This is a genomic window from Novosphingobium sp. (genome assembly GCF_032093395.1).
In the GTDB taxonomy this organism is placed as follows: domain Bacteria; phylum Pseudomonadota; class Alphaproteobacteria; order Sphingomonadales; family Sphingomonadaceae; genus Novosphingobium.
In genome coordinates this window covers 88,866-112,632 of record NZ_DAMDBA010000007.1, presented here as the reverse complement: position 1 = coordinate 112,632, position 23,767 = coordinate 88,866, and the positions used below count along the sequence as shown (strand labels likewise).

General features: G+C 63.3%; 20 protein-coding genes and 1 pseudogene. 11 read left to right on the top strand and 10 right to left on the bottom strand.

Features of this window, described 5'->3' with window-relative positions:
* From RT424_RS04530 to RT424_RS04520, 3 genes and pseudogenes are all read right to left on the bottom strand, one after another.
* Positions 1-136: pseudogene (locus RT424_RS04530) on the bottom strand (glutathione-dependent formaldehyde dehydrogenase); the annotation flags it as partial.
* Complete coding sequence (locus RT424_RS04525; protein ID WP_313434775.1) at positions 136-711, bottom strand: SRPBCC family protein; 576 nt, start codon at positions 709-711, stop codon at positions 136-138. The gene RT424_RS04525 and the pseudogene RT424_RS04530, both read right to left, overlap by 1 nt.
* 141 nt (positions 712-852) lie before the next feature.
* Positions 853-3,966 carry a TRCF domain-containing protein gene (locus RT424_RS04520; RefSeq protein WP_409521441.1) on the bottom strand — a complete coding sequence of 1,038 codons (3,114 nt, stop codon included), beginning with the start codon at positions 3,964-3,966 and terminating at the stop codon, positions 853-855.
* Between the two features lie 351 nt (positions 3,967-4,317).
* Here RT424_RS04520 and RT424_RS04515 point away from each other — a divergent pair, with 351 nt between their 5' ends.
* Both RT424_RS04515 and RT424_RS04510 read left to right on the top strand, forming a co-directional pair.
* Complete coding sequence (locus RT424_RS04515; protein WP_313434773.1) at positions 4,318-5,283, top strand: YihY/virulence factor BrkB family protein; 966 nt, start codon at positions 4,318-4,320, stop codon at positions 5,281-5,283.
* A 206-nt stretch (positions 5,284-5,489) separates the two neighbouring features.
* A complete protein-coding gene (locus RT424_RS04510) occupies positions 5,490-5,741 on the top strand; it encodes a hypothetical protein (RefSeq protein ID WP_313434772.1) in 252 nt (83 codons plus the stop codon).
* Positions 5,742-5,813: 72 nt separating this feature from the next.
* On the opposite strand, the gene RT424_RS04505 is transcribed toward RT424_RS04510, so the two are convergent.
* Together RT424_RS04505 and RT424_RS04500 are read right to left on the bottom strand one after the other, a co-directional pair.
* A complete protein-coding gene (locus RT424_RS04505; protein ID WP_313434771.1) occupies positions 5,814-6,116 on the bottom strand; it encodes a hypothetical protein in 303 nt (100 codons plus the stop codon).
* Positions 6,117-6,435: 319 nt separating this feature from the next.
* Positions 6,436-6,603 carry a hypothetical protein gene (locus tag RT424_RS04500; protein WP_313434770.1) on the bottom strand — a complete coding sequence of 56 codons (168 nt, stop codon included), beginning with the start codon at positions 6,601-6,603 and terminating at the stop codon, positions 6,436-6,438.
* Positions 6,604-6,959: 356 nt separating this feature from the next.
* On the opposite strand from RT424_RS04500, the gene RT424_RS04495 reads away from it, so the two are divergent.
* The 4 genes from RT424_RS04495 to RT424_RS04480 all read left to right on the top strand — a co-directional run bounded on the left by RT424_RS04495 (position 6,960) and on the right by RT424_RS04480 (position 10,393).
* Complete coding sequence (locus RT424_RS04495; RefSeq protein WP_313434769.1) at positions 6,960-7,223, top strand: DksA/TraR family C4-type zinc finger protein; 264 nt, start codon at positions 6,960-6,962, stop codon at positions 7,221-7,223.
* Positions 7,224-7,422: 199 nt separating this feature from the next.
* Positions 7,423-8,709: a sulfotransferase gene (locus tag RT424_RS04490; RefSeq protein WP_313434768.1), complete on the top strand. Its 1,287-nt coding sequence runs from the start codon at positions 7,423-7,425 to the stop codon at positions 8,707-8,709.
* A 383-nt stretch (positions 8,710-9,092) separates the two neighbouring features.
* Positions 9,093-9,902: an exodeoxyribonuclease III gene (gene xth / locus RT424_RS04485; RefSeq protein ID WP_313434767.1), complete on the top strand. Its 810-nt coding sequence runs from the start codon at positions 9,093-9,095 to the stop codon at positions 9,900-9,902.
* Positions 9,902-10,393: a cupin domain-containing protein gene (locus tag RT424_RS04480; protein ID WP_313434766.1), complete on the top strand. Its 492-nt coding sequence runs from the start codon at positions 9,902-9,904 to the stop codon at positions 10,391-10,393. Before xth ends, RT424_RS04480 begins: the two co-directional genes overlap by 1 nt.
* A 220-nt stretch (positions 10,394-10,613) precedes the next feature.
* Here the strand turns inward: RT424_RS04480 and RT424_RS04475 are convergent, their stop codons facing one another.
* From RT424_RS04475 to dinB, 3 genes are all read right to left on the bottom strand, one after another.
* Positions 10,614-11,165, bottom strand: a complete 552-nt coding sequence (locus RT424_RS04475; protein WP_313434765.1) for an opacity protein — start codon at positions 11,163-11,165, stop codon at positions 10,614-10,616.
* Between the two features lie 492 nt (positions 11,166-11,657).
* Positions 11,658-12,251, bottom strand: coding sequence for an alpha-ketoglutarate-dependent dioxygenase AlkB (locus tag RT424_RS04470; protein ID WP_409521439.1), 594 nt, complete (start codon positions 12,249-12,251; stop codon positions 11,658-11,660).
* Positions 12,248-13,342, bottom strand: coding sequence for a DNA polymerase IV (dinB, locus tag RT424_RS04465; RefSeq protein ID WP_313434763.1), 1,095 nt, complete (start codon positions 13,340-13,342; stop codon positions 12,248-12,250). Before dinB ends, RT424_RS04470 begins: the two co-directional genes overlap by 4 nt.
* A gap of 203 nt (positions 13,343-13,545) precedes the next feature.
* Here dinB and RT424_RS04460 point away from each other — a divergent pair, with 203 nt between their 5' ends.
* The 5 genes from RT424_RS04460 to RT424_RS04440 all read left to right on the top strand — a co-directional run bounded on the left by RT424_RS04460 (position 13,546) and on the right by RT424_RS04440 (position 20,299).
* Entirely contained in the window at positions 13,546-14,307 is a 762-nt protein-coding gene (locus tag RT424_RS04460; protein WP_313434762.1) for a protein ImuA, read from the top strand.
* Complete coding sequence (locus tag RT424_RS04455; RefSeq protein ID WP_313434761.1) at positions 14,222-16,027, top strand: DNA polymerase Y family protein; 1,806 nt, start codon at positions 14,222-14,224, stop codon at positions 16,025-16,027. Before RT424_RS04460 ends, RT424_RS04455 begins: the two co-directional genes overlap by 86 nt.
* A complete protein-coding gene (locus RT424_RS04450; RefSeq protein ID WP_313434760.1) occupies positions 16,024-19,287 on the top strand; it encodes an error-prone DNA polymerase in 3,264 nt (1,087 codons plus the stop codon). The genes RT424_RS04455 and RT424_RS04450 overlap by 4 nt, the downstream gene beginning before the upstream one ends.
* 3 nt (positions 19,288-19,290) lie before the next feature.
* Positions 19,291-19,578 carry a hypothetical protein gene (locus RT424_RS04445; protein ID WP_313434759.1) on the top strand — a complete coding sequence of 96 codons (288 nt, stop codon included), beginning with the start codon at positions 19,291-19,293 and terminating at the stop codon, positions 19,576-19,578.
* A 217-nt stretch (positions 19,579-19,795) separates the two neighbouring features.
* A complete protein-coding gene (locus RT424_RS04440) occupies positions 19,796-20,299 on the top strand; it encodes a hypothetical protein (RefSeq protein WP_313434758.1) in 504 nt (167 codons plus the stop codon).
* A 13-nt stretch (positions 20,300-20,312) separates the two neighbouring features.
* Here RT424_RS04440 and RT424_RS04435 read toward each other — a convergent pair whose 3' ends face one another.
* Together RT424_RS04435 and RT424_RS04430 are read right to left on the bottom strand one after the other, a co-directional pair.
* Complete coding sequence (locus RT424_RS04435; RefSeq protein ID WP_313434757.1) at positions 20,313-21,272, bottom strand: hypothetical protein; 960 nt, start codon at positions 21,270-21,272, stop codon at positions 20,313-20,315.
* Positions 21,269-23,764: a fimbria/pilus outer membrane usher protein gene (locus tag RT424_RS04430; protein ID WP_313434756.1), complete on the bottom strand. Its 2,496-nt coding sequence runs from the start codon at positions 23,762-23,764 to the stop codon at positions 21,269-21,271. Before RT424_RS04430 ends, RT424_RS04435 begins: the two co-directional genes overlap by 4 nt.
* Between the last annotated feature and the right edge of the window lie 3 nt (positions 23,765-23,767).

Below are 23,767 nucleotides of genomic sequence, written 5' to 3'. Positions count from 1 at the left end.
CGTAGAGGTGAAGGTCCGATCCGCAGATCGCGGTCGAGGTGATCTTGATGATCGCGTCGCGCGGGTTGAGGATCTCGGGATCGTCGACCGTGTCGACGCGGACGTCATGCTTGCCGTGCCAGGTGAGCGCGCGCATCAGGCCTTCTCCTCTTCGAGCTGCGCGCGGGTGCGCGACGAGGTGGCGACTTCGCCGGTTTCCATCAGCTGTTTGAAGCGGCGCAGGTCACGCCGCGCCTGAATGGCGGGTTCGCGCTGAAACATTTTGGCGATGAGCTTGCCCAAGACACCGGCGGGCGGGTCATAGACGATCGTCGCGGTGACGATGGTGCCGCGATCGCCGGCATCGCGGAATTCGATGCGGCCGCTGTTGGGTATATCGGCATCCCCGGACGAGGCCCAGGCGATGAGTTCCCCGTCCCTTTCTTCGGTAATGCGGGCGTCCCATTGGACGGTCTTACCGCCGGGCGCCTTCACGACCCAATGGGACAGTTCACGCGAAGGCACGTCTACCCGCACGACGTTTTCCATGAAAGTGGGAAGCCGCGCGAAGTCGCGCCAGTATTCGTAGAGTTCCGCGCGGGGCCGGTTGATCGTCACGGTCCGCCCGATCAATGTGTCGCCTCGCGTTTCCGGAAGCGCCTGGACTGCGCTATCGCGCGTCGCTTGGGATTTGGATGTCGTGGGCGGGGCGTCGTCATTCCGGCGTGCCATTCCTGCTCTCCATCTGCTTGGATATGCGGCCGGTCCATTGAATAGGGCGGCTTTCATAAATCAAACGACCACAGCGAGCATAAAGACCCAGGAATTCGGCTGGATAATCTCGTCAGGGAAACGTCCTGGCGCAACTGTCGGTCAGGTTGCGAGCATATCGAGAAGGCTCTCGATCCGCGCGATGCGTTCGTCGTCGGAGGCAAGGGGCTGGGACAGGATCCAGCGCCCGTTCTTTTCGACAAATCCGGCCGCCCCGACCTCGATCCTGCATTCGGGGCGCAGCGTGAAGGCTATCGCCGCCGGGCCTGCATCGATGCGCGGGATAAGCAACGCCCGCGCGGCAAGACGGATGCGGGCATGGGCCAGCAGCCGTTCCGCTTCGGCGGGGAGCGATCCGAAGCGATCCAGCAGTTCGGCCTCGAAGGAATCAAGCGCATCGTCGGTCTCGATGCGTGCCAGTCGGACATAGAGGGACAGTCGCAAGTCCGCCTCCGGTATCCAGTTCTCGGGAAGGGCGCCGGTCGCACCCAGGTTGAGTTCGGGGCTCCATCGCTCGACATTCTCGCCGCGCGCGGCCTTCAGCGCGATGCGCAGCAGGTGCTGGTAAAGATCGACGCCGATCAGCTTCATGTGCCCGGCCTGGTCCTCGCCCACAAGATCGCCCGCGCCCCGCATGTCCAGATCCTGGCCGCTGATCGAGAAACCGGCGCCGAGCCGGTCGAAGGTGGCGAGCGTGCGCAGACGCTTGAGCGTGCGCGCGCCGATTGCGTCCTTGCTTTCGATCAGCAGGATGACTTGCCCGCGCCGATTGCCGCGCCCGACACGGCCGCGCAGCTGGTGCAGTTGTGCCAGCCCGAAGCGATCCGCGCGCCAGACGATCATAGTGTTCGCGCGCGGTACGTCGAGGCCGGCTTCGATGATGTTGGTTGCCAGCAGGATATCCCCCAGGCCATTGCCGAAGCTGACCATTACCTCGTCGATTTCGCCGGGCGACATCTTCCCGTGCGCCTGGACCAGGGTCAGATCGGGGGCAGCACGTCGTATCTTCTCGGCGACCTTCGCCATGTCCTCGATACGCGGCACGACTACGAAGCTCTGGCCTCCCCGGGCCTTTTCGCGGGTGAGGGCGGTACGGATTAGTACATCGTCGTACTCGCCGATGCTGGTGCGGATCGGCTGCCGCCGGGCCGGAGGCGTGGCAATGACCGACATCTGCTGAAGGCCCACGAGCGCCGCCTGCAAGGTGCGCGGGATCGGCGTTGCGCTGAGGCTCAGGATATGGACGGTCCCCAAGCCGCGCAAACGGGCCTTGTCGGCAGCACCGAAGCGTTGTTCTTCGTCGATTATCACCAGCCCCAGCCTGGCGTAGTTCACGGCTTTCGCCATCACAGCTCCGGTACCCACCACTATACCGATCGACCCATCGGCAAGCCCGGCCTTTGCGGCTTTCCTTTCCGCAGCGGTGCTCAGCCGCGACAGGCCAACGATCTCTATCTTCGTCCCCTCGAAGCGGCGGCGGAACGTCTCGAGATGCTGCCGCACGAGCACCGTGGTCGGTGCGGCGACCACGACCTGGAAGCCGGCCAGCGCCGCCAGCGCGGCGGCCCGCAGAGCAACCTCCGTCTTGCCGTAGCCCACGTCGCCGATGATCAGCCGGTCCATCGGCCGCCCGCTCGACAGATCGTCCCTGACGGCTGCGATGGCCCGGGCCTGGTCGGCCGTCTCGTTGAAGGGGAACCCGCCGGAGAAACGTTCGTAAGCGGCGGGCTCGGGTTCCATGACCGGCGCCGTCAGCGTCTCGCGCTCGCCAGCAAGCGTCATCAGAGCCTTTGCGCTCTCCTCGATCGCGGCGTTTACCGTCGCACGGCGCTTTTGCCAGGACGAACCATCCAGCTTGTCGAAAGTCACGGCGTCACCGTCGGCACCGTAGCGCCAGATACGATCGGCCTCGTCAACGGATATCAGACGCCGCCCGCCCCCCGCATATTCAAGCACGATCCTTTCGATCGAAGGCTGGTCGCCGCTCTCGCCACCGGCCGGCGAAGATTCCAGCCCCTGGACGCGCGCGACGCCGTGGTCTTCGTGGATCACCACGTCGCCGCTGCGCACGTCGATGCCGATGTGCCAGGGGGACGTGCCGGCCGGGCCGCCATCGCCGATCAGTGCGCGACTGCCCATGAGGTCGGCCGCCGCGACGAGCACTATGCGCTCGTCGACGTATCCGGCGTCGACCGGAGCCATCAGGCTGCCGCCGCAGCCGGCGGGCAATCCATCGAGGTCCGACCAGCCGTTGAGCTCCACGATTTCCAGCGTCAGGCGCTGGGCGATCCTGCCCCGCAGGAAGCGCAGGTCTCGGGCACTGCCGGCCAGTACGAACTTGCGTCCGGCTGCCAGAAGCGGCTTTGCGAAGCGAGCCATGGCGGCGAGCGGTGAGCGCTCATCGGCAAAGCGCGGGACTGCCGTGAAGTCCGCGTCGAACGGCGGCGGCGCCCAGGCCTTGCACGCCGTCTTCCAGGGACCATCCTCTATCGCATCCGGGCGTCTGTCACCGGCAGCGTCGCGGGCAAGCTGGATAAAGCGCTTGCGGCGATGGTCGGCCTTATCCGAAAACGCGAGTATCCCCGGCGTCAGGTGGTCAAGGATCGATGTCGGCTCGCCAAGAGGCGGTTCGGCTGCGCGGCCGATTTCCAGGCTTTCCAGATCAGCGGTGGTAAGCTGGGTCACGGGATCGTATGACCGGATCGCAGCGATCCTGCCCGCTGCCAGTTCGATGCGTGCCGGGCCGCTGGCATCGGCGGGAAATATGTCTATGACCTCGCCGCGTACCGCCATTTCGCCCGGCTCGTCGACCCGGTCGTCAGCGAAATATCCCAGCTCTTCTAGGTGTATCGCGAAAGTCTGGGTGTCGGCCTCGTCACCCGGGTGCAGAGTGGGCGGTGCGCTGTCGAACGCGTCAGGGCCGGGGTAGCACCGCGCGGCAGCTTCCCCGCTCAGGATGCAGGCGACGTGGGTGCCTTGGGCCAGCCGCAGCATCCGTAGCGCGGACGCGCGCCGCCCCGCGTTCGCCGGGCTCGCAGGAGCCGCTTCTCCTGGAAGCGTATCGCTGGAGGGCACGTGCACGACCTTCGCCATCGGCGACAGCGCCTTGACGGCCTCGGCCAAAGCCTCGGCCTGCTGCTCGTCGTCCGCGAGGAATGCAATGGATTGGTCGGCAAGGGTCTGCGTGATGCGGACCGCTGTGAAGGCCAGGTTCATGCGGCACCTGGAGCGCTGACCTGCCACTGGTTCGCTGACCGAACCCTTTTCCATTCACCGGGTTTGCCCCGCTTGGTCATGTCGGTCAGAACCTGTTCCTCTCCGTTCGAGCAAGCCTCCTGCGCGCTGCGGTGGCCATACTCAGCTCACAACGCGCGAAGAAAGCGAAAGGAGAGGCTGCCTGCCGGCTATATTTGATTGACCTATGTTGATGGCCGCATTTGCCGGGATTTGCCGCGAGACGGTTCGTTGCGGCCGAGTTCGAAACAGGATCGGGAAACCGGATATTCCTCCCGCACTCTGAAACTCTGCTCAATCTTCGCTTGTTAGCGCAAGCGACAGGAGAATTCGTTGGCTGATCAAAAAACAGATGACCGACGCGGATTCCAGGCGACGAAGCCGACTGCAATCCCGGCGCCGGGCTGGAAGCAGATTTTGGTCCGCGCCTGGCGTGAGGCAAGCCAGGACAACCTCGGGCTCATCGCTTCAGGCGTTGCTTTCTGCGCGGTTCTGGCGCTCGTACCTGCGCTGGGCGCCATCGTGATGACCTATGGCCTAGTTGCCACGCCCGAGACTGTAGCCTCCAACGTGGCCTCGCTGACTGCGATGATGCCACACGACGCAGCCCGCCTCATTGGGGAGCAGCTCTCCAATGTCGTTCACGCCTCGGACGGCAAGAAGGGTATCGGACTGTTTGTCGCGCTCGCAATTGCGCTCTACGGGGTAATGAAGGGAGCATCGGCTCTCATTGTCGCTCTCAACATCGCGTATGACGAGGAGGAAGACCGTGGATTCTTTCGCCTCAACTTCCTTGCGTTCAAGATCGCGGCTGGCAGCGTTACTGTGGCCGTATTGGCCATGGTCGGCATCGCCGGGTTGCCGGCGTTGACCCAAACATCGAATTCGACACAAGGGTTTGTCGCTGTTCTGGTCACCATTGTATCGTACACGCTGATCGGTCTCGTCGGCGCGGCGCTTGCCGCCACGATCTACCGCTACGGGCCGGACCGTGCTCACGCTAAATGGCGGTGGCTTACGCCTGGATCGATATTCGCTTCGGTATCATGGATGGCCATGACTTTTGGTTTCGGGCTCTATGTTGCGAATTTCGGCAACTACGACGCCACTTACGGCTCGCTTGGAGCGATAATGGTATTGCTCACCTGGCTGTACCTTTCAGCCTATGTGCTGCTGCTTGGCGCCGAGATTAACTGCGAACTTGAACGACAGACCTCGCGAGACACGACCACTGGCGCCGAGGTGCCGCTTGGGCAACGGGGTGCTTACGCCGCCGATACTGTCGCAAGTACACCATAGCATGACAGTGTTTGGTGCCGGATCGATCAGAGCGGGGCGAGGGCTTGGCTGGGCTCTCCAGGGCTCCCCCGAATTAGCTTGATCTCAGGTCATGCTGTCGCCGCCGGTTACCTCCTGACTTCCGAGACGAAGTTCCGGCCGAGGTTAGTGTCGGAAACGGAACCAATCGCGGCTTACACCTTTGATACCTGACAAGGAGACACGACATGATTGGTAAGATTTTTGGAGCAATCGTCGGGAATCAGGCTGCCAAGCATGTGAAGGGCGTCAGTGGCACGAGCGGTACTCTGCTGGGTATCGCTGCGCCTGTGGTCGTGCGGCGTCTCGGCCCCCTTGGAGTGATTGCCGCCGCAGCCGGAGCTTATGCCTACAAGAAGTACAGCGACCGGCGCGAAGTCGAGAAGGCGAGCCGCGTCCGTTCTTTCGGTTTTGCCGAGCCCACGCGTACGCAGGCCTGACACTCACGATCGGAGATGACGTCGGAGCATGGCCGAATGGCGGGCACCTGCGTCATGCGGCAAACCGGAAACTTAGACCGGTGCAACCGGATCGGCAATCGCTCTAGCGTAAAGTCGGCTGCCGACGATCCGTCTCAGCCGGCACGGCGAAGGGACACGCAACGGGCGGGCGCGTTCTATCTGCGCCGCATCGGGCTCGTTCATAACGGTGATCCCGCTTTCATTCGAGGCGATCAGGCCGGCCCACTCGAAAGCGACCAGCCAGCCGGGCATCGGCCATTGCTCCCATTTTTTGTGAAATAGGCCTGCATTGCGCAGGATGTCGCGGAAATGCTGGAACGGTGGGTCAAAGGTGTCATGGAACTGATGGAGCACTCCAGGGCCGCCCATGCGCCGCCTTGCCCGACATGTAAAAGGTGACGTCCTTCGGTTCCAGGCGCTTTAGGCTATCACCGATCACCTGGAAGGCCTCATCCCAACCGGCCCGCACATAGCGGTCGCTCGCGGCGTCGTAGCGCAGCGGTTCGGTAAGACGTCCGGCCTTTTCCAGATAGTGATCCTCCCAGTCGAGCAGTTCAGAAACCGAATGCTCCGCGAAGAACTCGGGCGTGCAGCGCTGCGAGGTCAGGTCCCAGATCGTCGCTTCGGCGCCGTTCTCGCAGAATTCCGCGATATGCGGTTTCGGAGGCTTGGCCTAGGCGCAGGACGAGCACATATAGCCGCCCGGCTTGTTCTGCTCGGCCAAAGTCTGAAGTACGGCAGGCTTCACCTTGCTGGTCTTCTCGACACGGGCGATCCTGTCCAGGGAGGCCCAGCCACCGGTTGCTTGATCGTAACGGTGTGGTTTTGTGGAATCATCCATTATCGTTCCCCGCTGACTCATGATGTAAGCAACCGACGGCGGTGGTCCCTTCGATCTCAGGAAAATAGAGGAACGGCGGTGTAAGGGGCATGCGTTCACTCCCTATAGTTCGGACGTTAACTCCTCGCACCGAGGAACCTTGATAATGCAGGCTTGAAAACTTTGTGCCGAGCCCGGTTTCGCCGACTTACGGTGCCGATTGTCGAAGAAGGCTGCGATTGGCCCCACACATGGTTAGTCGCAATTCCGCCACCGTCCGGCGGGTTCTTAAGCAAGATGGTGCGGGCTGAAACCCGAATTGGATGCAACCCCCGCTTTCGCATCTTATCTCCGTATGACCAACCCAGGAATTTGCTATGGCTAATGGCTGGGCACCCGACGGTGCCGTCCAGGATCAAATTGATGACAGTGTGAAGGACGGCGTTTCAGCGGCTCGAGCTCGGATGCCATGCGGTGAGGGACTGTCTGATTGCGAGGATTGCGGCGAGGCGATTCCCGAGGCAAGGCGTCTGGCCCTGCCAGGAGCGCGGACCTGCATCAGTTGCCAGAAGCTCCGCGATCGCAAGCCGCTCCACTCAGCGATCAATCGCCGGGGAAGCAAAGACAGCCAATTGCGCTGACGGTAAGACACTTGGCCTGTCGAAACACTTGGCATGGCCATTCCAGTGCATATGCGTCGATAGACCATGGCAGCGTGCCGGACGTGCGCCGGCGCTTCGCGCGCAGATTTTGAACCAATGTCAATGATACTGCGGCTGCTAGAAAAATTGCTTTTTATTGCTGCTTGGCACGTTTTGATCTCTGCGCACTTCTTCTTCGATGGACTCGAACTTCCAACATGTCGAATTGTCATTGCTTGGCGGTCATTATCCGGGAGAGGCTTGGGTCGACCGGGTAAACTCTGGGCTTGAAGCGGGATGGCGACGGGGCTGGCTGTCTCGTCCCCAACTTTACCCAGAGGCGCTGTTGTCGGCTTCTCGGCGGATCACTGGTCTCCATGATTTCGGGAGGGACCACGGTTGGGCCGATCGACTGTACCTTTTATGCAAAGCGCTGCGCCAAGAGGCTGCCCTTTCTCCACTGGGCACGACCGTCGCCTATGGTCAGTTGATCGCGGCATTGAGCAACCGGTTGCGTGCCGCCGAGCTATGGCGACAAGTGCCTGAGATCGGGCACGTGCCGATCACTCGCCCGATCCTCGTCATCGGGCAGATGCGTTCGGGCAGCACGCGGATGCAGCGAATGTTGGGATGTGACGCGCAATTGACCTGCACCCGCTTCTTCGAAAGCTGGAATCCCCTCCCGCGTTGGAATCTCGGTGGTCTCGATGACCGTGTGCTGCGCGCCTGGCTGGCGCTGCGGATCGCGCGATGGCTTAACCCTCGTTTCGACGTCATGCATCCCACCGGTCCATGCAAAGTCGATGAGGAAATCGGCATCCATAATATCGCATTGTTCGGAGCAGCCTTCGAAGCGCAATGGCGTATACCTTCGTTCGCCCGCGAGATGGAAGAATCGGACAATCGGCCTGTCTATGCCGAGTTTCGTCGCTTCTTGCAGACCATTCGCTGGCTAAGACGTGATAAGCAGGACAAGCCTTGGGTGCTTAAGCTGCCCCAGTTCGGGCAGGATTTGCAGGCCGTGCTTGAGGTGTTTCCGGATGCCCGCGTCATCTTGCTCGACCGCGATCCGGTAAGCGTGGTGGCCTCTTCGGCCTCGCTGGTCTTCAATCAGATGGCAGTGCAGAGCCGCGATGTCGATCCTGTATGGATCGGCAAGGAATGGCTTGGGAAAACGCTTTTGCGCAAGTGCCGGATAAACGACGGGCTAGAGCAGTTTGCCGGGCCGGTCGTGCGCGTGACGTATGATGATATGCAAGCCGATTGGCGAGGCCAGATGCGACGCGTCTACGCTGGCTTTAGCCTTAAACTCACAGCGAGGTCAGAAGAAGCAATGACAAATTTTGTGGAACGCTCCAAGCACGGTTGCCTGCGCGATCATAAATACCATCCTGAGCATTACGGACTAAGTGCTTCTGAAATTGATCTGGTGTGGAACTTTGCGGATCGGCGATCGGACTTGTGTGCATCGGCTACGGCCGCTTGATGTAGCCTGGATCAGAAGCTTGGGGCAGTCGAAGCCGGGTTTCGGGCTGATACTTGATCGCGTGAAAGTTACCGAGCGATGCTATGGTGCACGACCTTAAAATCCATGGGCGATATCGGCATGGGAACGGCGGCGATAGTTGGCGATTTGCGCACTAGATGAGTGCAGGGCCCAATGGCGGAGCGAATGACGATGCCTTTCAAGCCGAACACCGCACCCATTCTGCGATCAGGCGTGAGGAAATAGGTTGCTTGCTTTGAGCGCTATCGATGCATCAACCAACTATCTACACTGGAAGATACGATGTGGTCGGTATGCTGTTTGAAGGGGGGGCGGCCCAACGCCGCTAAGATTATCAATCAGCGGAACAGGTTGCTCGAAGGATGAAGGTGGCCACTTACAACGCGAATGGCGTCAATGGCCGGCTGCCGGTGCTACTGCGGTGGCTTGAGGAAGCTGAACCTGATGTGGTCGTACTACAGGAACTGAAAGCGTCATCGGAGCGGTTTCCGGAAGCGGCAATTCGCGACCTCGGCTATGACGCCGTCTGGCATGGACAAAAGTCGTGGAATGGGGTCGCCCTTCTAAGCCGGGTCGGCGAAATCCACGAGACGCGGCGCGGCCTGCCCGGCGATCCGGATCCAAGCCAGAGCCGTTACATCGAGGCTGCTGTCAACGGAATCCTGATTGGCGGCTTGTATCTTCCTAATGGAAACCCCCGGCCGGGACCCAAATTCAATTATAAGCTCGCATGGTTCGAGCGTCTTATCGAACATGCAGCGGGCCTGCTCGAGACCGGGCTGCCAATCATGCTCGCCGGCGATTTCAATGTCATCCCGAGCGATCTTGACGTCTATAAGCCCGAGCGGTGGACCGATGACGCGCTGTTCGCGCCCGAGGTTAGGGACGCCTATTTCAGGTTGCTCGATCAGGGATGGACCGATGCTTTGCGCGAGCGCCATCCGGGTGAGGTCATCTACACGTTCTGGCACTATTTCCGAAACGCCTATGGGCGGAACGCGGGCCTGCGGATCGATCACTTTTTGTTAAGTCCGATGCTCGCCGAGCGTCTTAGCGATGCTCAGGTCGACACCCATGTGCGCGGGTGGGAAAAGACCAGCGACCACGCTCCGGTCTGGATAGAGCTCGTCGACAAACCCAAGACTAAACTCGGGAAGAAAGCGAGAGCCTGATGGATATCTCTAGTTTCCTGCTTACCGAAAACGCCTGGCTGCGCAACAATGACAGGGTTCCGGTGGTGATCTATCACGCGGTGCTCGCGGGCGAGAGCGATGATCTGGCTGAGCGGTTCGAAGCCCTGTTCGCCGCCAATGGCTGGATGCCGGACTGGCGTGATGGCATATTCGATTATCATCATTATCACTCAACCGCGCACGAGGTGCTCGGAGTATTTGCCGGAACCGCGACGCTTGAACTGGGTGGACCAGGCGCCAGGCAGGTCGAAGTTGCTGCGGGCGATGCATTGATGCTGCCGACCGGAACCGGACATCGCTGCATCTCGGCCAGCGATGACTTCCAGGTGGTGGGCGCCTATCCCCGAGGGCAGGACTGGGATATTTGCCGGGAGGCGCCTGATGATGCGGCCCGCGCGCGCATGGCGGCGTTACCTGATCCGCGCCCTGACCCAGTTACCGGCGCAACTGGCGCGAGGACCGGCGCGTGACAACCCGCTGGAAGTTCGATGTGATGAACCTGTCGCTGTACCCAGCCAGCTTATGCCGGTTCAGCCGGATGTAATTGCACGCATGTGAGCTCAAATCCGGCCAAAAGGACGACTCTCTGTAAGAGCAGTGCCTGACACGGCGTCCACTCGGTGGATGCAACGACGTGCCAGGCATCACTATTCGAGGGCCGTGCAGGTGGTCCCTGCGCCGCCGATCGAATCAGAAGTGGAAGATCACACCGGCCATAGGGCGAATGCTGTCGAAGTCGTAGGTTTCGGCGGACAGGCGAAGGCGAACGCCGCTGTTCCCGGTCACACCTCCGAGGCCGATGTCCTTGGGGCCAACCTCAACGCCAACGCCGTAGATCCAATCCTTCTCGTCTCCGTAGGCACGCTTGCCGTTGACCCATTGGTAGCCGGCCGATGCGTAGATCAAGCCGCTCTCACCGGCTCGACCACCGATACGGCCCTTGACGCTGTATTCCCAGTCGATGTCGCCGAAGCCTTTGGTCGCATTGCCTTCCACGCCGACAAAAGCGGGCCCGAGCGGGATATTGACACCGGCGACGCCACTCACGAGGCCGCCGTTCATCCGTCCGCCCCGGGGCGAACCGAACTCGCTTTGACGCGAAAACTCGTGGTATCCGCCGAGGACACCGACATAAGGCTCAATACCGAAGGCCTCACTGCCGTCAGGAGCCGTTTCCTCCTGGGCGAAGGCTGCCGTCGGCATTGCTGCGGTGAGTGCGAGAGCAAGAAGACACTTCTTCATGAGAAACTCCAATCGATCCGACGATTATGTCGATGTGCGATTGCTTGAACGACGAAGGCGGAAGTCAGTTTCTCGTGTCTGCGGCTTTTGTCACAAGCGTGTCATTTGTGCATCAGCAGTTTTTCATCAATACTGTTGCATGCCAGTACCGCTTTCGCCGATTGGGTAGGTCGTGGCAGGCTTATCCGAACGATGGTTACCGAATGCGAGGTGCATCGAGTTAACCCCGTTAGAGCCCGTTTGAACAATGCCCGAGAGGGCATTTTCAGAGCGGCACCAGCCCGCGCCCCCGCCCTACCACCCGCAGGATACTACCGTTGGGTGGTAGGGTGGGGGCGTGGGCTGGTGCCGCAAAATTCGCTTTCAGCGAATTTTCAAACGGACTCTTAGGACTGATTGGGTGGATGCGCGTAACTTGGCAGGATCAGTTTATCGCTAGAGTTTCATTCCCGGCCACCGCGGCAGTAAACTGCGGCAGGTGGTTCCGTCGCTCTAGGCTGGCCAGAGGTCAGGTTGGTTTTTAAGGGACGTCTGCGCTAGGCTTCGAAAAGTGATCGACCAGCGCGGGCGCACCATCTCGGCGATACTGTGTTCCCACTCATGGCGGGCGGGTCCGCTCAGATGATAGGCCCCTCTGGGGACCAGCGGTATGGTGATCCGGGCAAAGCCATTCCCACGCCTTCGCCTGAAGCGCATCGCGGCCGGTTCGCCCAGCGAAATACCGACGACATGCTCGTAAAGGGGCCTATCGCGGTGCCACCCGATCCCTGCGCCGGCGTCGTAGCGGATCAGCAAGGCCTGGACGAGCAATGCCGGATCGAGCGCGGCAAAGCTCGCGGCGCGGTCACGCAGCAACATGAGCCAGCCAGGGAAGGGAGGCGCTTCACGCTGCCGCCCCGTCTCGAAATCGTAGTTCCACCCGAACGAGGCAGTGAGGCGCTTGCCGGTCCAGCCCTGGAACCGGAACGGCTCCAGGGCGCATGCGTCGATACGGCTGATGAGTTCGCGTTCCTCGGCATCGTCGATGAAATCGGGCCGGGTCGAAAGACCGGGCAGGGCAGGGGCGCCGAACAGGTCGAGCATCATGCCGCCTGTTCGGTTTCGAACATCGGCAGCGCGGTATCCTGTGCAGGCGAGGGATCGCTCAGGTTCGACACCGTTACGCCGACCAATCTTATTCCCTTGGCGGTCGGAAGGACCGAGCGGGCGAGATCGAGTGCGGTGCGCACCAGAAGCTCGTGCGTCATCACCGGCTCCGTCTGGCTGCGGCTGCGGGTGATCTGCTTGAAGTCGCCGTACTTGATCTTCACGGTGACGGTGCGGCCAAAGATTTGGCGGGCCTCGCACCAGCGCCATACGTCCTCGGCCATTTTCAGCACGCCGGCCTCAATTTCACTGGGGTCCGTCAGGTCAAGGTCGAACGTCGTCTCGGATCCTGAAGACTTGCGGACGCGGTTGGGATTGACCGGACGATGATCTTCGCCGCGGGCAATCGCATAATACCATGCCGCCGAACTGCCAAAATGACGTTCAAGGAATTCCTTGGGCTTGGCACGAAGGTCCGCGCCGGTCTCGATGCCCAGCCGCTTCATCTTTTCCGCCGTCACCGGTCCCACGCCGTGGAACCGGCTGACGGGGAGCGTCTCGACCCAGGCGCCGCCCATGTCCGGGGTCACGGCAAATTGTCCGTTGGGTTTACGATGATCCGAGGCAAGTTTCGCGAGGAACTTGTTGTAGGAGATGCCAGCTGAAGCGGTGAGGCCGGTTTCCTCCAGGATGTCCGCGCGGATGGCCTTCGCGGTTCGCCAGGCGGTTTCGAGGCCGCTTTTATCCGCCGTTACGTCAAGATATGCCTCGTCGAGCGAGAGCGGCTGGATGAGGTCGGTGTAGCGGGCAAACACGGCGTGGATCTGCTGCGAGACCTGCCGGTAGACTTCGAAGCGAGGCGGTACGAACACCAGCTCGGGACAGCGGCGCAGTGCGATGACCGACGGCAGCGCGGAGCGTACCCCGAACTTTCGCGCCTCGTAGCTGGCAGCTGCAACCACGCCGCGCGCCGCCGCATGGCCCACGGCAACGGGACGTCCGCGTAAAGACGGATCGTCGCGCTGCTCCACCGAGGCGAAGAACGCGTCCATATCGACGTGGATGATTTTTCTGATCGCGGAATCGTCCATGCCGTGACCATATCACGATAAGAACAAATATCGAACAAAAAGGATTACTTGCCTGTCTAACGTCATGCCTGGGCATGCTTGCTGCACAGCTCTGTCCACAGGGTTGTCCCTGAACGCGGCTTAGGCCTTCATCGCAAATGGCTTGACCCTGCGGCACCTCGAATGGGAACATAAAGCGAACATCACGAGTCTTCCGAGTCATCATGCAGCTGCTGTCATCACCGCCTCCGTTTACTATCGAGCAGCTGCGCACCCTGGCGTCACCGCTGGCGGAGTATCGCACCATGCCGTTCGCCGTCGAAGCCCTGGACAGCCGATTGAGCGGCGGCGGACTGAGGGCCGGTGCGTTGCACGACGCTGCAGCGCTCACCTGCTCGCTTGTCGACGATGCAGCCGCCACCTTGTTTTTTGCAGGGATAGCAGCGCGCGAGGCGCGCGCTGCAGGCGCTCCGGTCCTGTGGGTGAGCTGCCGCCATGACCTTTACGCGCCTGGCCTCGAACAGGCTGGGCTGGCATCGGCCGATGTCATTCATGCGCAGCCGCGGGACGATGCGGCGCTGCTCGCCGTCGTCGAGGACGCGGTTCGCGACGGTACCCCGGCTGCGGTGGTTGCAGAGGCCAGTAGGGTGTCGATGGTGGCGACGCGCCGGCTCCAGCTGGCGGCAGCAGAAGCCGACATCCCGGTGTTGCTGCTGCGCCGCCACCGCGGACGCGAACGGGATCCGCTCGGTGACCCGTCGGCGGCCTGGACCCGGTGGCGCATTGCCAGCGCGCCTTCCGAACGCCTCGGCGTGGCCGGCGTCGGACGGCACCGCTGGCTTGTCGAACTTGCCCGCCAGCGCGGCGGCGAGGGTTTTACCCTGACCGTGGAGGGATGCGATGAGACGGGTCGTCTCGCTGTTCCTGCCCTATCTGCCGATCGAGCGGCTGAGACGGCAGGACCGGTTCGCCGCTCCGCGGCCTGAACCCCGCGTCCTCCAGCTTCCTGTCGACGACAACCCTGGCGCTTGTTCTGTCCCGCGCGGCGGTGGGTGGCGGCCGGGTGCGCGCTGGGCGCGAGCGGAAATGCTGCGGAAGGTTGCCGGGGAGGCACGGTCGCCCGCCGAGGTGCAGCGCGAGATAGCCTTGCTTCCCTTGCACGCGCAGCCGCCCATGCGGGAGCTTGGTCGCCGTTCGGAAGCAGCGCAGCATCCCTTCAAGCGTCCGGCATCGCCGCCGCGCGCCGCGCGTACCGACCCTCAGGTCGCCGCGTCTCCGCTGGCGCTGATCGGCAAAGTTGGCCGCCGCGACGAGATTGTCGCTGCCTGCCCGGCGGCAAAGGCCCTCGGCATCCATGTCGGGATGGCGGCGACCCATGCCCGGGCGCTGGTCTCCGATCTCGATTTTCGGCCCGCAGCGCCGAAAGGGGACGCGATGCTGTTGGACCGTCTGGCCCTGTTCGGGATCCGCCGGTGGTCGCCGGTGGTCGCCGTATCGCCGCCCGACGGTGTCTGGCTGGACCTGACCGGCGCAGCGCACCTCCATGGCGGCGAGGCGCGCTTCTGCCGCCGCCTTCAGTCCTTTTGCTGCCGCGCCGGGTTCACCGCGCGGATCGCGATCGCCGATACGCCGGGCGCGGCCCACGCGCTTGCCCGCTACGGCCGCGAGGATATCGCGATCGTAGCGCCGGGCGGCGTCCTGCGGGCTTTGTCGCCGCTCCCGGTGGCGGCGCTGCGGCTTGAAGACGCCGCGCTGGCCGCTGCGCGCAAGTTCGGCTTCGAGACGATCGCCGATCTGCTCCCCGTAGCGCGCGCGCCCCTCGCGCGCCGCCTCGGCATGGCGACGATCGACCGGCTCGACCAAGCCCTGGGCGGCAAGGCGGAGCCGATCACACCACGCGAGAATATCGTCGTCCCGATGGTCGAGCGGCGCCTGCTCGAGCCGATCGGCACCGCCGAGGCGATTGCGCAGGTCATGCAGGATCTTCTGAAGGACCTGGCCGAGCTCTTGCAGCGCAAGGGGCTTGGCGCGCGCTCGCTGCGGCTGATCGCGCTGAGGATCGATGGGGGTGAGCAGATGGTCGCCATCGGCACCTCGCGTCCGACCCGCGAGGTCGCGCATCTGCTGCGGCTGCTGAAGCTCAGGATCGACCGCATCGATCCTGGCCTCGGCCTCGAGCAGTTCCGGCTACTCGCCCCGCACACAGAAACGCTCGATGCCGAAAATCTCGGCGCTATCCTTGCCGGTGAGGCCGTGGTGCGCGATCCCGCCCGGCTGGTTGACGTGGTGGCGGGACGGATCGGGCAGGGGGCCGTCTACCGGTTCGCCCCGGTCGAGAGCCATGTTCCCGAGCGCGCGGTGCGAGCGGCGAGCCCGATCGAGGCGCAGGGAACCTGGCCGCCTTGGCAGCGGCCGGTGCGCCTCTTCGCACGGCCCGAGCCCTTGCACGGCGTGATGGCGCTGATGCCCGATCAGCCGCCGCGCCGTTTCGAGTGGCGAGGGCGCACTCACCGGGTCGTGGCGGGTGACGGGCCGGAACGGATCCACGGCGAGTGGTGGCGCCGCGATGCCGAAGTCTGGGCGGTGCGCGACTACTACCGCCTCGAGGACGAGTATGGCGGGCGCTACTGGGTGTTCCGGCGCGGCGACGGCGTGACGAGCGACACCGGCGATCTGACCTGGTGGATGCACGGTGTCTTCGCATGACCGAATATGTCGAGCTTCAGGTGCTCACGCACTTCACCTTTCTCCAGGGCGCCTCCAGCCCCGACGAGCTGTTCGCGGCCGCTGCCATGCTAGGCTATTCTGCACTTGGCATTGCTGATCTCGGCAGCGTCGCCGGGGTCGTGCGGGCCTGGGAAGCCGAGAAGGTCACGGGTGTGCGGCTGATAGCCGGCACCCGGATAGATCTGAGCTGTGGCCGCCGCCTGTTGCTCTATCCCACCGACAGGCAGGCCTGGTCGCGGATCACGCGCCTGCTCACGATCGGCAAGCGCCGGGCGGGGAAAGGCGGCTGCTTGCTGCACTGGTACGAGCTTGCGGCCTGGTCCGAAGGCGTGATCGCCATCCTGCTTCCCGGTGAAGCCGATGGTGGCAATGTCGCTGCGCTCGCTGACCTGCGCCAGGTCTATGGCAAGCGCGGCTACATGGCGCTGTTCCAGCGCCGCCGGCCGGACGACGCGCTGCGCATCGCGGCCCTCTCCCGGCAGGCGGTGGAAGCCGATGTGCGGCCAGTCGTCACCGGCGATGTGCTCTACCATGCGCCGGATGCCCGCCTCCTCCAGGACGTGGTCACCGCGATCCGCCATGGCTGCACGGTCGACGAACTCGGCTATCGGCGCGAGGTCAACTCTGACCGAGCACTCAAGTCGCCGGAAGAAATGGCCCGTCGTTTCGCTGCTTATCCGGACGCGCTGCGCGCCAGTGTCGAGATCGCCGAGACCTGCACTTTCGCGCTCAGTGACCTGACCTATCACTACCCCGAGGAGCGGATGATCGACGGGCTGACCGCGCAGCAGGCGCTGGAGAAGATGGCGTGCGAAGCACTTGACGTCATGTTCGACGGCGCGCCGCCTCAGGATTACCGTAACCAGATCGCTCATGAGCTGAAGCTCATCGCCGACTTGAACTATGCGCCCTATTTCCTGACCGTCCATTCGATCGTCAGCGAGGCGCGGCGCCGGGGCATCCTTTGCCAGGGGCGCGGCTCTGCCGCCAACTCCTGCGTCTGCTTCGTGCTCGGGGTCACCTCGATCGATCCCATCAAGCACGAACTCCTGTTCGAGCGCTTCGTGTCGGGCGAACGGCGCGAGCCGCCGGACATCGACGTGGATTTCGAGCACGAGCGGCGCGAGGAGATCATCCAGTGGATCTTCGAGACCTATGGCCGCGACCGGGCAGCGCTGACGGCCGTCGTCACCCGCTTTCGCGCGCGCGGCGCCGTGCGCGATGTCGGCAAGGCCATGGGTTTGCCTGAAGACCTGACCTCCTTGCTGGCAGGGCTGGTGTGGGGCTGGTCGGCCGAAGGCGTCGGCGAGAAGCAGGCGGCGGAACTCAATCTCGACATGACGGATCGGCGGCTGCGCCTGACCCTTGACCTGGCCCGCCAACTGATCGGCGTGCCCCGCCAGTTCAGCCAGCATCCCGGTGGCTTCGTGCTCACCCACGACCGCCTCGACGAGCTGGTGCCGATCGAGCCTGCCGCCATGGCCGATCGCCAGATCATCGAGTGGGACAAGGACGACATCGATGCCTTGAAGATGATGAAGGTCGACGTCCTGGGCCTCGGCATGCTCGGCTGCATGAACCGCGCCTTCAACCTGCTCGAAGAAGCCAAGGGCATTCGCATCGGCCTTGCCGATCTGCAAAGCGACGATCCGGAGGTCTATGCCATGATCCAGAAGGCCGATACGCTCGGTACCTTCCAGATCGAGAGCCGCGCGCAGATGTCGATGCTGCCCCGCATGAAGCCCCGCCGCTTCTACGATCTCGTGATCCAGGTGGCGATCGTCCGGCCCGGCCCGATCCAGGGCGACATGGTCCATCCCTATCTGCGCCGCCGCGAGGGGCTGGAGAAGCCGGAGTATCCCCGCCCCGAACTGCGCGCTGTCCTCGAAAAGACGCTTGGTGTGCCGCTGTTCCAGGAGCAGGCCATGAAGGTCGCGATCGTCGGCGCGGGGTTCACGCCGGCAGAGGCCGACCAGTTGCGCCGCGCGATGGCGACCTTCAAGATGACCGGCGGCGTGTCCCACTTTTCCGAGAAACTGATCGAGGGGATGGTCGGCCGGGGCTATCCGCGCGACTTTGCCGAGCGCACGTTCCGTCAGCTCGAGGGCTTCGGCTCCTACGGTTTTCCCGAAAGCCACGCGGCGAGCTTTGCCAAGATCTCCTATGCGTCGAGCTGGATGAAGCATCATCATCCCGACGTCTTTTGCGCCGCGCTGATGAATGCGCAGCCCATGGGGTTCTACGCCCCGGCCCAGATCGTTGGTGATGCGCGGCAGCACGGCGTCGAGGTACGTCCCGTCTGCGTCAACGCCAGTCGCTGGGACTGTTCTCTCGAGCCTGCGCGAGGGCCGTATCATGCCGTGCGGCTAGGCTTGCGGCAGGTGCGAGGGCTCTCCAATGCCGACGGCGCGGCGATCGTCACGGCGCGGGGCATGATCCCTTTCGAGTCCGTGGATGACCTGTGGCGGCGCTCAGGCGTACCGCGCGCCGCGATCGAGAAGCTGGCCGATGCCGATGCATTCCATGGCTTTGGCGCCGATCGCCGCCAGGGCCTGTGGAAGGCAAGGGGGCTTGGCGAAGCGCCCTTGCCGCTGTTTGCCGCTGCGGACCGCGCCGCGCAGGCGATCAGCGCCGAGGCGCAAGAGCCGGTGGTGGAACTGCGGCCGCTTACCGATGGACGCGAGGTCATCGAGGACTATCGCTCGCTCCAGCTGTCGCTGCGCGCGCATCCGCTGACCTTCGTGCGCGATGAACTCACGCGGCGCGGCGTCACCCGCTGCGCGGACCTTGCGCATATCCGTGATGGCCGCAAGGTCGAGGTGGCAGGAATCATCCTGGTTCGCCAGAAGCCCGGTTCGGCCAAGGGCGTGCTGTTCATCACCATCGAGGACGAGACGGGCATCGCCAACGGCATCCTCTGGCCCGACCGCTTCGAAGCCCAGCGCCGCACCGTCATGTCCGCCTCGATGGTGAGTCTGAAAGGCCGGGTCCAGAAGGAAGGCGAGGTGATCCACGTCATCTGCGAGAGGATCATCGATCATGGCGACCTCCTGCACCGCGTCGGCGAGATGTCCTTCCCGCACCGCACCGGGAGGGGTGACGGCGCCCGCCACGGCGGCGCGCCCGACCGGGGCGACAAAGGCTGGAGCCCGAAGCCGACGAACAGTTACTGGCCACCGCATTCCGATGGCCGCGATCCCGAGGAGTTTGTGCGGTTCAAGTCGCACGATTTTCACTGACAGGTGTCCACGCTTCCCAAACACCAGCGCGTGATCATCGCGCTTTCGGTGCATATCCTTCGCGGTGGTGTCACCCGGTGCGGCGACGGCCGGGTCGATACTGTCGAGGTTCGCCTGGCGCTGCGGTGCCTGCTGCCGCACTGCCGGGAGCGCTGGCCGCTGGAGCTCTATTGGGATGCCGCCTCTCAGGACAACGAGATCGGCAGGGCGCAGGGCGTGACCGCGGCCTTCAACGGGATCGTGCGGCAGCTGAGGCTTGCCGGGCGTTATGATGAGGCGGGGGCACCGTAGCCTGCTGGCGATAGTTCTTGCACATCTTGCTCTACTGCTCGCGGCGGGCAGTATCCCACACAGCCTCCCCTCGCCTGGCAACGCCAGCAGCTGCAGCGCGTTCTTATGGCTACGGGACTGCCTTCGGCGAATCCGGCTCGAACCGGACAGTTTTCAGGGGCAGATTTGATCCGCCGGACAATATAAGCGCTGTCGCCCGATTGGCAAACACAAGGACTTGTTAACTAAGGCACTTTACATCGAGTTCAGTTCGGCACGCGATTGTCGATTTCAGCAGGAGGGTATTATGCTCACGTCTGGAATGAAACGTTGCGCGTTGGCAGCAGCTTTGCTGCTTTTTCCCGCAACTTCCGCCACCGCTTACGACGGCGCTTCGATTGCCGTGACCGGCCGCGTACGTACAGTCTGTCAGGTCAGCATCTCAGCACCGGCTGCGCATGCCATCCAAACCGGTGCCAACGATCTGGGAGTGATGCGCGAACTGTGCAACAGCCTCGCCGGCTACAAGATTACGCTCAACCATCCCGCCGGACTCGTGGATGCCTGGGTGGATGTCGGCGGCGTTCGTGTACCGCTTTCACCGACGCAGACGCACACGGTGATCGTCGATAATCGCACCCCCGCCTATCGGGAGCGCCAGCTGCGTCTGGTCTTGAACCAGGCACCGGGCGTGGACATGGACTTCAGTCTCGAAGCCGAGCCCAAGGGGGCGGTCTTTTAAACCGAGCGGCTAATCAGGGCCGGACCGATGAGCATCCCTCGCCGCCCGAAAGCCCAAGGCGGGGTGAGAACGTGAGCGTGACCACGTCGGCATACTGACCTGCTGGCAGGCGATGCAGATCGTTTCCGGCAAGCTCGACCTGCACGCCATGATTTCGGCCGCCAGGGGCCGGCGTCTGGCTGCAGGCGATCATCGAGCGATCGGTTACCGGAAAACCCGACACTTTCAGCGCGTAGGGAAGGTCGGCGTCATCGCCGGCGAAGCGCTTCATGGTGCCGCGCTCCTTGTCAACCCGGATCTCGTAAGGAACAGTCGACTGGGCGGTCACCGTGAGACTGCGGATGACGTTGCCGCTGGAGCCGTCCACATCTCCGAAATCAATACGTCCGCGCTGCGTACCCATCGATCCGACGAACGTCGCGATGCGTTCCGGCACGGTCAGATCGACCGCGACCTGGCTGCCAAGCTGCATGCCGCGATCGAGTTCGTCGCGGCCGGCAAGGCACACGAAGCGCAGTTCCAGCGGCTGATAATAGTTTCCGGCAACGATTCCCTGACCCGCTGGCACCTGGATGCGAAAGCTCTCGTTGACATTGTCCCCGCTGGCGCCGGCACCGAATTGAACGACTGCTCCGTTGGTCGGATTGGGCTGCTCCGCGCCGGAAACCAGGACCATGCGCCCGGCATCGCGCACCCAGCGGATATCATAGCGTACCGAGTCCCTCCGCCCCAGGGCCGCGCCGCGATTTACCGCCCCGGGATTGGCAAGCACGAGACGCACGGCTGTGACGCGCGGGTCAAGGCGCCGGACGTGAATGGTGAAGTTCCGCTCGATCTCGGCCGGGTTGAACGGGTCGTAGTCGAGGGTGAGTTCGCTCACGGAGGCCCGGAAATCGGCGCAATTGGCTTTGGCTGCCTGGGGCAGGGCCAGGGTGAGGACGGCGCAAGTCAGGAGCGTGGCGGCGATCTTCATGGGGTTCCCTCGGGCTTCAATGCACCGCCGCGCTGCAATGCGGCTTCGGTTGTCGTCACATCGATCATGTAGACGAGCTTGCCATCGTTCATGGGCATCTCGATGCGCCACTTGCCTGAACGCAAACCTTGCACGGCGAATTGGCCGCTGCGGTTGGTGAACATCTGCACCGGCTTGCGATCAGGCGCTGCGATCTCGAAAGCGTTACCGCCGACCAACTCGAGCGGAGCGCCGCTGGGCATCAGCAATTGGCCAGTATAGGTGACGAAGTAGTCCGAGCCGATCTCCACCAGATGGCCCGAGCGATAAGGCGGCCTGAAATGGACGATGCCCGTTCCGATGTCGTATCCGGCAGGCGCATCGGGCACGTCATAGGTCAGCAGACGGGGAGAATAGGACGTCAGTTGCGACATGACCGCGCCGCCGAACGTACCGGATTTGGCGACGTACTCGTCCTTGCGCGGATCGATGTAGACGGCCTTGCCTTCCAGTGAGGCATGGGGCTTCACGATCGCGAAGCTGTCGTAGATCGGGCGGGACAGGGCAACACTGCCGCCGGTATAGGCCACCGAGAAGGCCGTGCGCAGCGACGTGCGCTGGTCGATGATCGTGCCGCTGTTCGAGAACGATGTGTTGTGGGCCGCGCCGAGTTCGGCGCGGTTGAGGAGAACGTTGGCGGCGGCATTGACGCCCACTGAATCCTCGACCCGGTCGATGTTTGCCGAGGCGTTGTAGGATCCGACACCGGTGCCGCTGGAGCGCTGATAGCTGAGGCGCGCACGCTCGCGCTGGGTATCGAGATCAGCGGTGGCGCTCGAACTGCGGTCGAAGCGGTAGATCAGCGAAACCCGGGCACCCGGCCCGGACCGGCGCTCGCTGCTCTGGTAAGATGCTTCCGCCGTCAGCAGCAGGCGCTGGTTGGGCCGCCACCCGTACGTGGCGCGGGCGGTAGACTGATCCTTCCGATCGCCGCGAGCAAGTGAGTAGAACCCGTCGAGGCTGAAATAGTGGTCGGCCCCCAGTGACTGGGAATACGTTGCCCCCAGATCCAGAGCGTAAGGGTTGCTGGCGGAGAGGCTGTCCGGCAGTGCGAAGTTCTTGCTGGTCGCCTGTATGGAAGCGGTCAGCGAACGGGCATTGCCGCCCGTCCCAACGCGCGAAAGCTCGTAGCCGACATTGACGGCATAGCCGCTGCCGGCGTCCTTGTTGTGCGAGCCGGCGAGATTGAAGGCCAGGGTGCCGATGGGCGACGCCCAGACCACCTCACCGCCGCCCACCCCGCCCCGGCGCTGAAGCTGGAAGTTGCCGCCGATGGTCAGTTCCTCGGTCAGACCATGGCGATAGAAGCCGGAAGCGATCGGATCGTCGCTATAGTGCCGACCGCCGGTACGGAACGGTGCTTTCACACCGCCAAAGAGCCCGAACTCGCTGAGGCCGGCGGCAAGCAGGGTCCGATCGAAATTGATGGAAAACGAGATCACGTTCTCGCGGCCGCTGTCGTCACGGACAATCAGCCTCACATCGTTGGACCCTTGCGCGAAGGGAAAGTCGCCGATGTCGTAAGTGCCCGGGTTGAGCCGGGTGACCTGCACCGACTGGCCGTTGACGATCGTTTCCACCGTGGAGGCACGGGTCAGAGTGAACGACCTTTGGCCGCGCGGCTGGATATTGCGCTGCGGATCGAGGTCGGCATAGACCCGCGAAAGTGAGAGGCCGGCCATCGGGCTGGACCCGGAAAAACCGCGTGACACCGGCTCCAGATCGCCTGCGGTATATCGGGCGGTGCCTCGTGCGTCGTCATAGACGATGCGGGTGCCTTCACGCCGGAAGCTGTCCTGAATGCTGCCTTCGTTCTCGAGCACGAAACCGCTGACCCGCACCGCGCTGTCGAAGACGATATTCGGCGTCTGGAATCCGGTCCGGCTGCCCTTGTGCACGTAGTCGCTGTTGACGAAGGCCGTAAGATAGGCAGAGACATCTTCGGCGGGCTGGATCGGCCCCGCCACGGGGTCGTAGCCCATCACCCGGATCGACTGTCGCACGCGAAGCGCGGGGTCCAGCGTCATGAGCAGGCCGAGGCTGGCCTGGTCGTAAGAGAGACCAACGCCCAGCGCCTGCAGGTCACCGGTAGAGACGGCAGCCTTGCTCTCGATCCCGGCGGCAACCCTCGTCCATGCTTCGGTCGATAGAACGCCGCGCAGCAGGGCAAGCAGTTCCCGGGTGTCGACCAGAATACGGTCGTCTGCGGTCAGCGTGTAGGAAACCTCGCCCAAGACGAAGCCGTTGTCGGACAGCGGCCCTCCCATGGGGATGTCGCGCCCGGTTCGGTTGAGGCGTTCCGAGGGGACGGCGGGGCGTTCGCCCGGCGTTGTCGGTTTTTCGGCCAGCGAGGACACATTCGTCTGCGCATAGGCAGCGAGTGAACCGAACAGCGTCAGTCCCGGCGCCAGGCATGCAAGGCCCAGGAGATAGAAGGAACGGCGGCTGGCCACGGC

Coding starts and splice junctions, on each gene's coding strand:
- RT424_RS04455 (WP_313434761.1), top strand. CDS start 14,222: ATGAGACGGGTCGTCTCGCTGTTCCTGCCCTATCTGCCGATCGAGCGG.
- RT424_RS04470 (WP_409521439.1), bottom strand. CDS start 12,251: ATGATGCTCGACCTGTTCGGCGCCCCTGCCCTGCCCGGTCTTTCGACC.
- RT424_RS04475 (WP_313434765.1), bottom strand. CDS start 11,165: ATGAAGAAGTGTCTTCTTGCTCTCGCACTCACCGCAGCAATGCCGACG.
- RT424_RS04525 (WP_313434775.1), bottom strand. CDS start 711: ATGGCACGCCGGAATGACGACGCCCCGCCCACGACATCCAAATCCCAA.
- RT424_RS04480 (WP_313434766.1), top strand. CDS start 9,902: ATGGATATCTCTAGTTTCCTGCTTACCGAAAACGCCTGGCTGCGCAAC.
- RT424_RS04500 (WP_313434770.1), bottom strand. CDS start 6,603: ATGGATGATTCCACAAAACCACACCGTTACGATCAAGCAACCGGTGGC.
- RT424_RS04495 (WP_313434769.1), top strand. CDS start 6,960: ATGGCTAATGGCTGGGCACCCGACGGTGCCGTCCAGGATCAAATTGAT.
- dinB (WP_313434763.1), bottom strand. CDS start 13,342: ATGGACGATTCCGCGATCAGAAAAATCATCCACGTCGATATGGACGCG.
- RT424_RS04460 (WP_313434762.1), top strand. CDS start 13,546: ATGCAGCTGCTGTCATCACCGCCTCCGTTTACTATCGAGCAGCTGCGC.
- RT424_RS04435 (WP_313434757.1), bottom strand. CDS start 21,272: ATGAAGATCGCCGCCACGCTCCTGACTTGCGCCGTCCTCACCCTGGCC.
- xth (WP_313434767.1), top strand. CDS start 9,093: ATGAAGGTGGCCACTTACAACGCGAATGGCGTCAATGGCCGGCTGCCG.
- RT424_RS04490 (WP_313434768.1), top strand. CDS start 7,423: ATGGACTCGAACTTCCAACATGTCGAATTGTCATTGCTTGGCGGTCAT.
- RT424_RS04510 (WP_313434772.1), top strand. CDS start 5,490: ATGATTGGTAAGATTTTTGGAGCAATCGTCGGGAATCAGGCTGCCAAG.
- RT424_RS04520 (WP_409521441.1), bottom strand. CDS start 3,966: ATGAACCTGGCCTTCACAGCGGTCCGCATCACGCAGACCCTTGCCGAC.
- RT424_RS04450 (WP_313434760.1), top strand. CDS start 16,024: ATGACCGAATATGTCGAGCTTCAGGTGCTCACGCACTTCACCTTTCTC.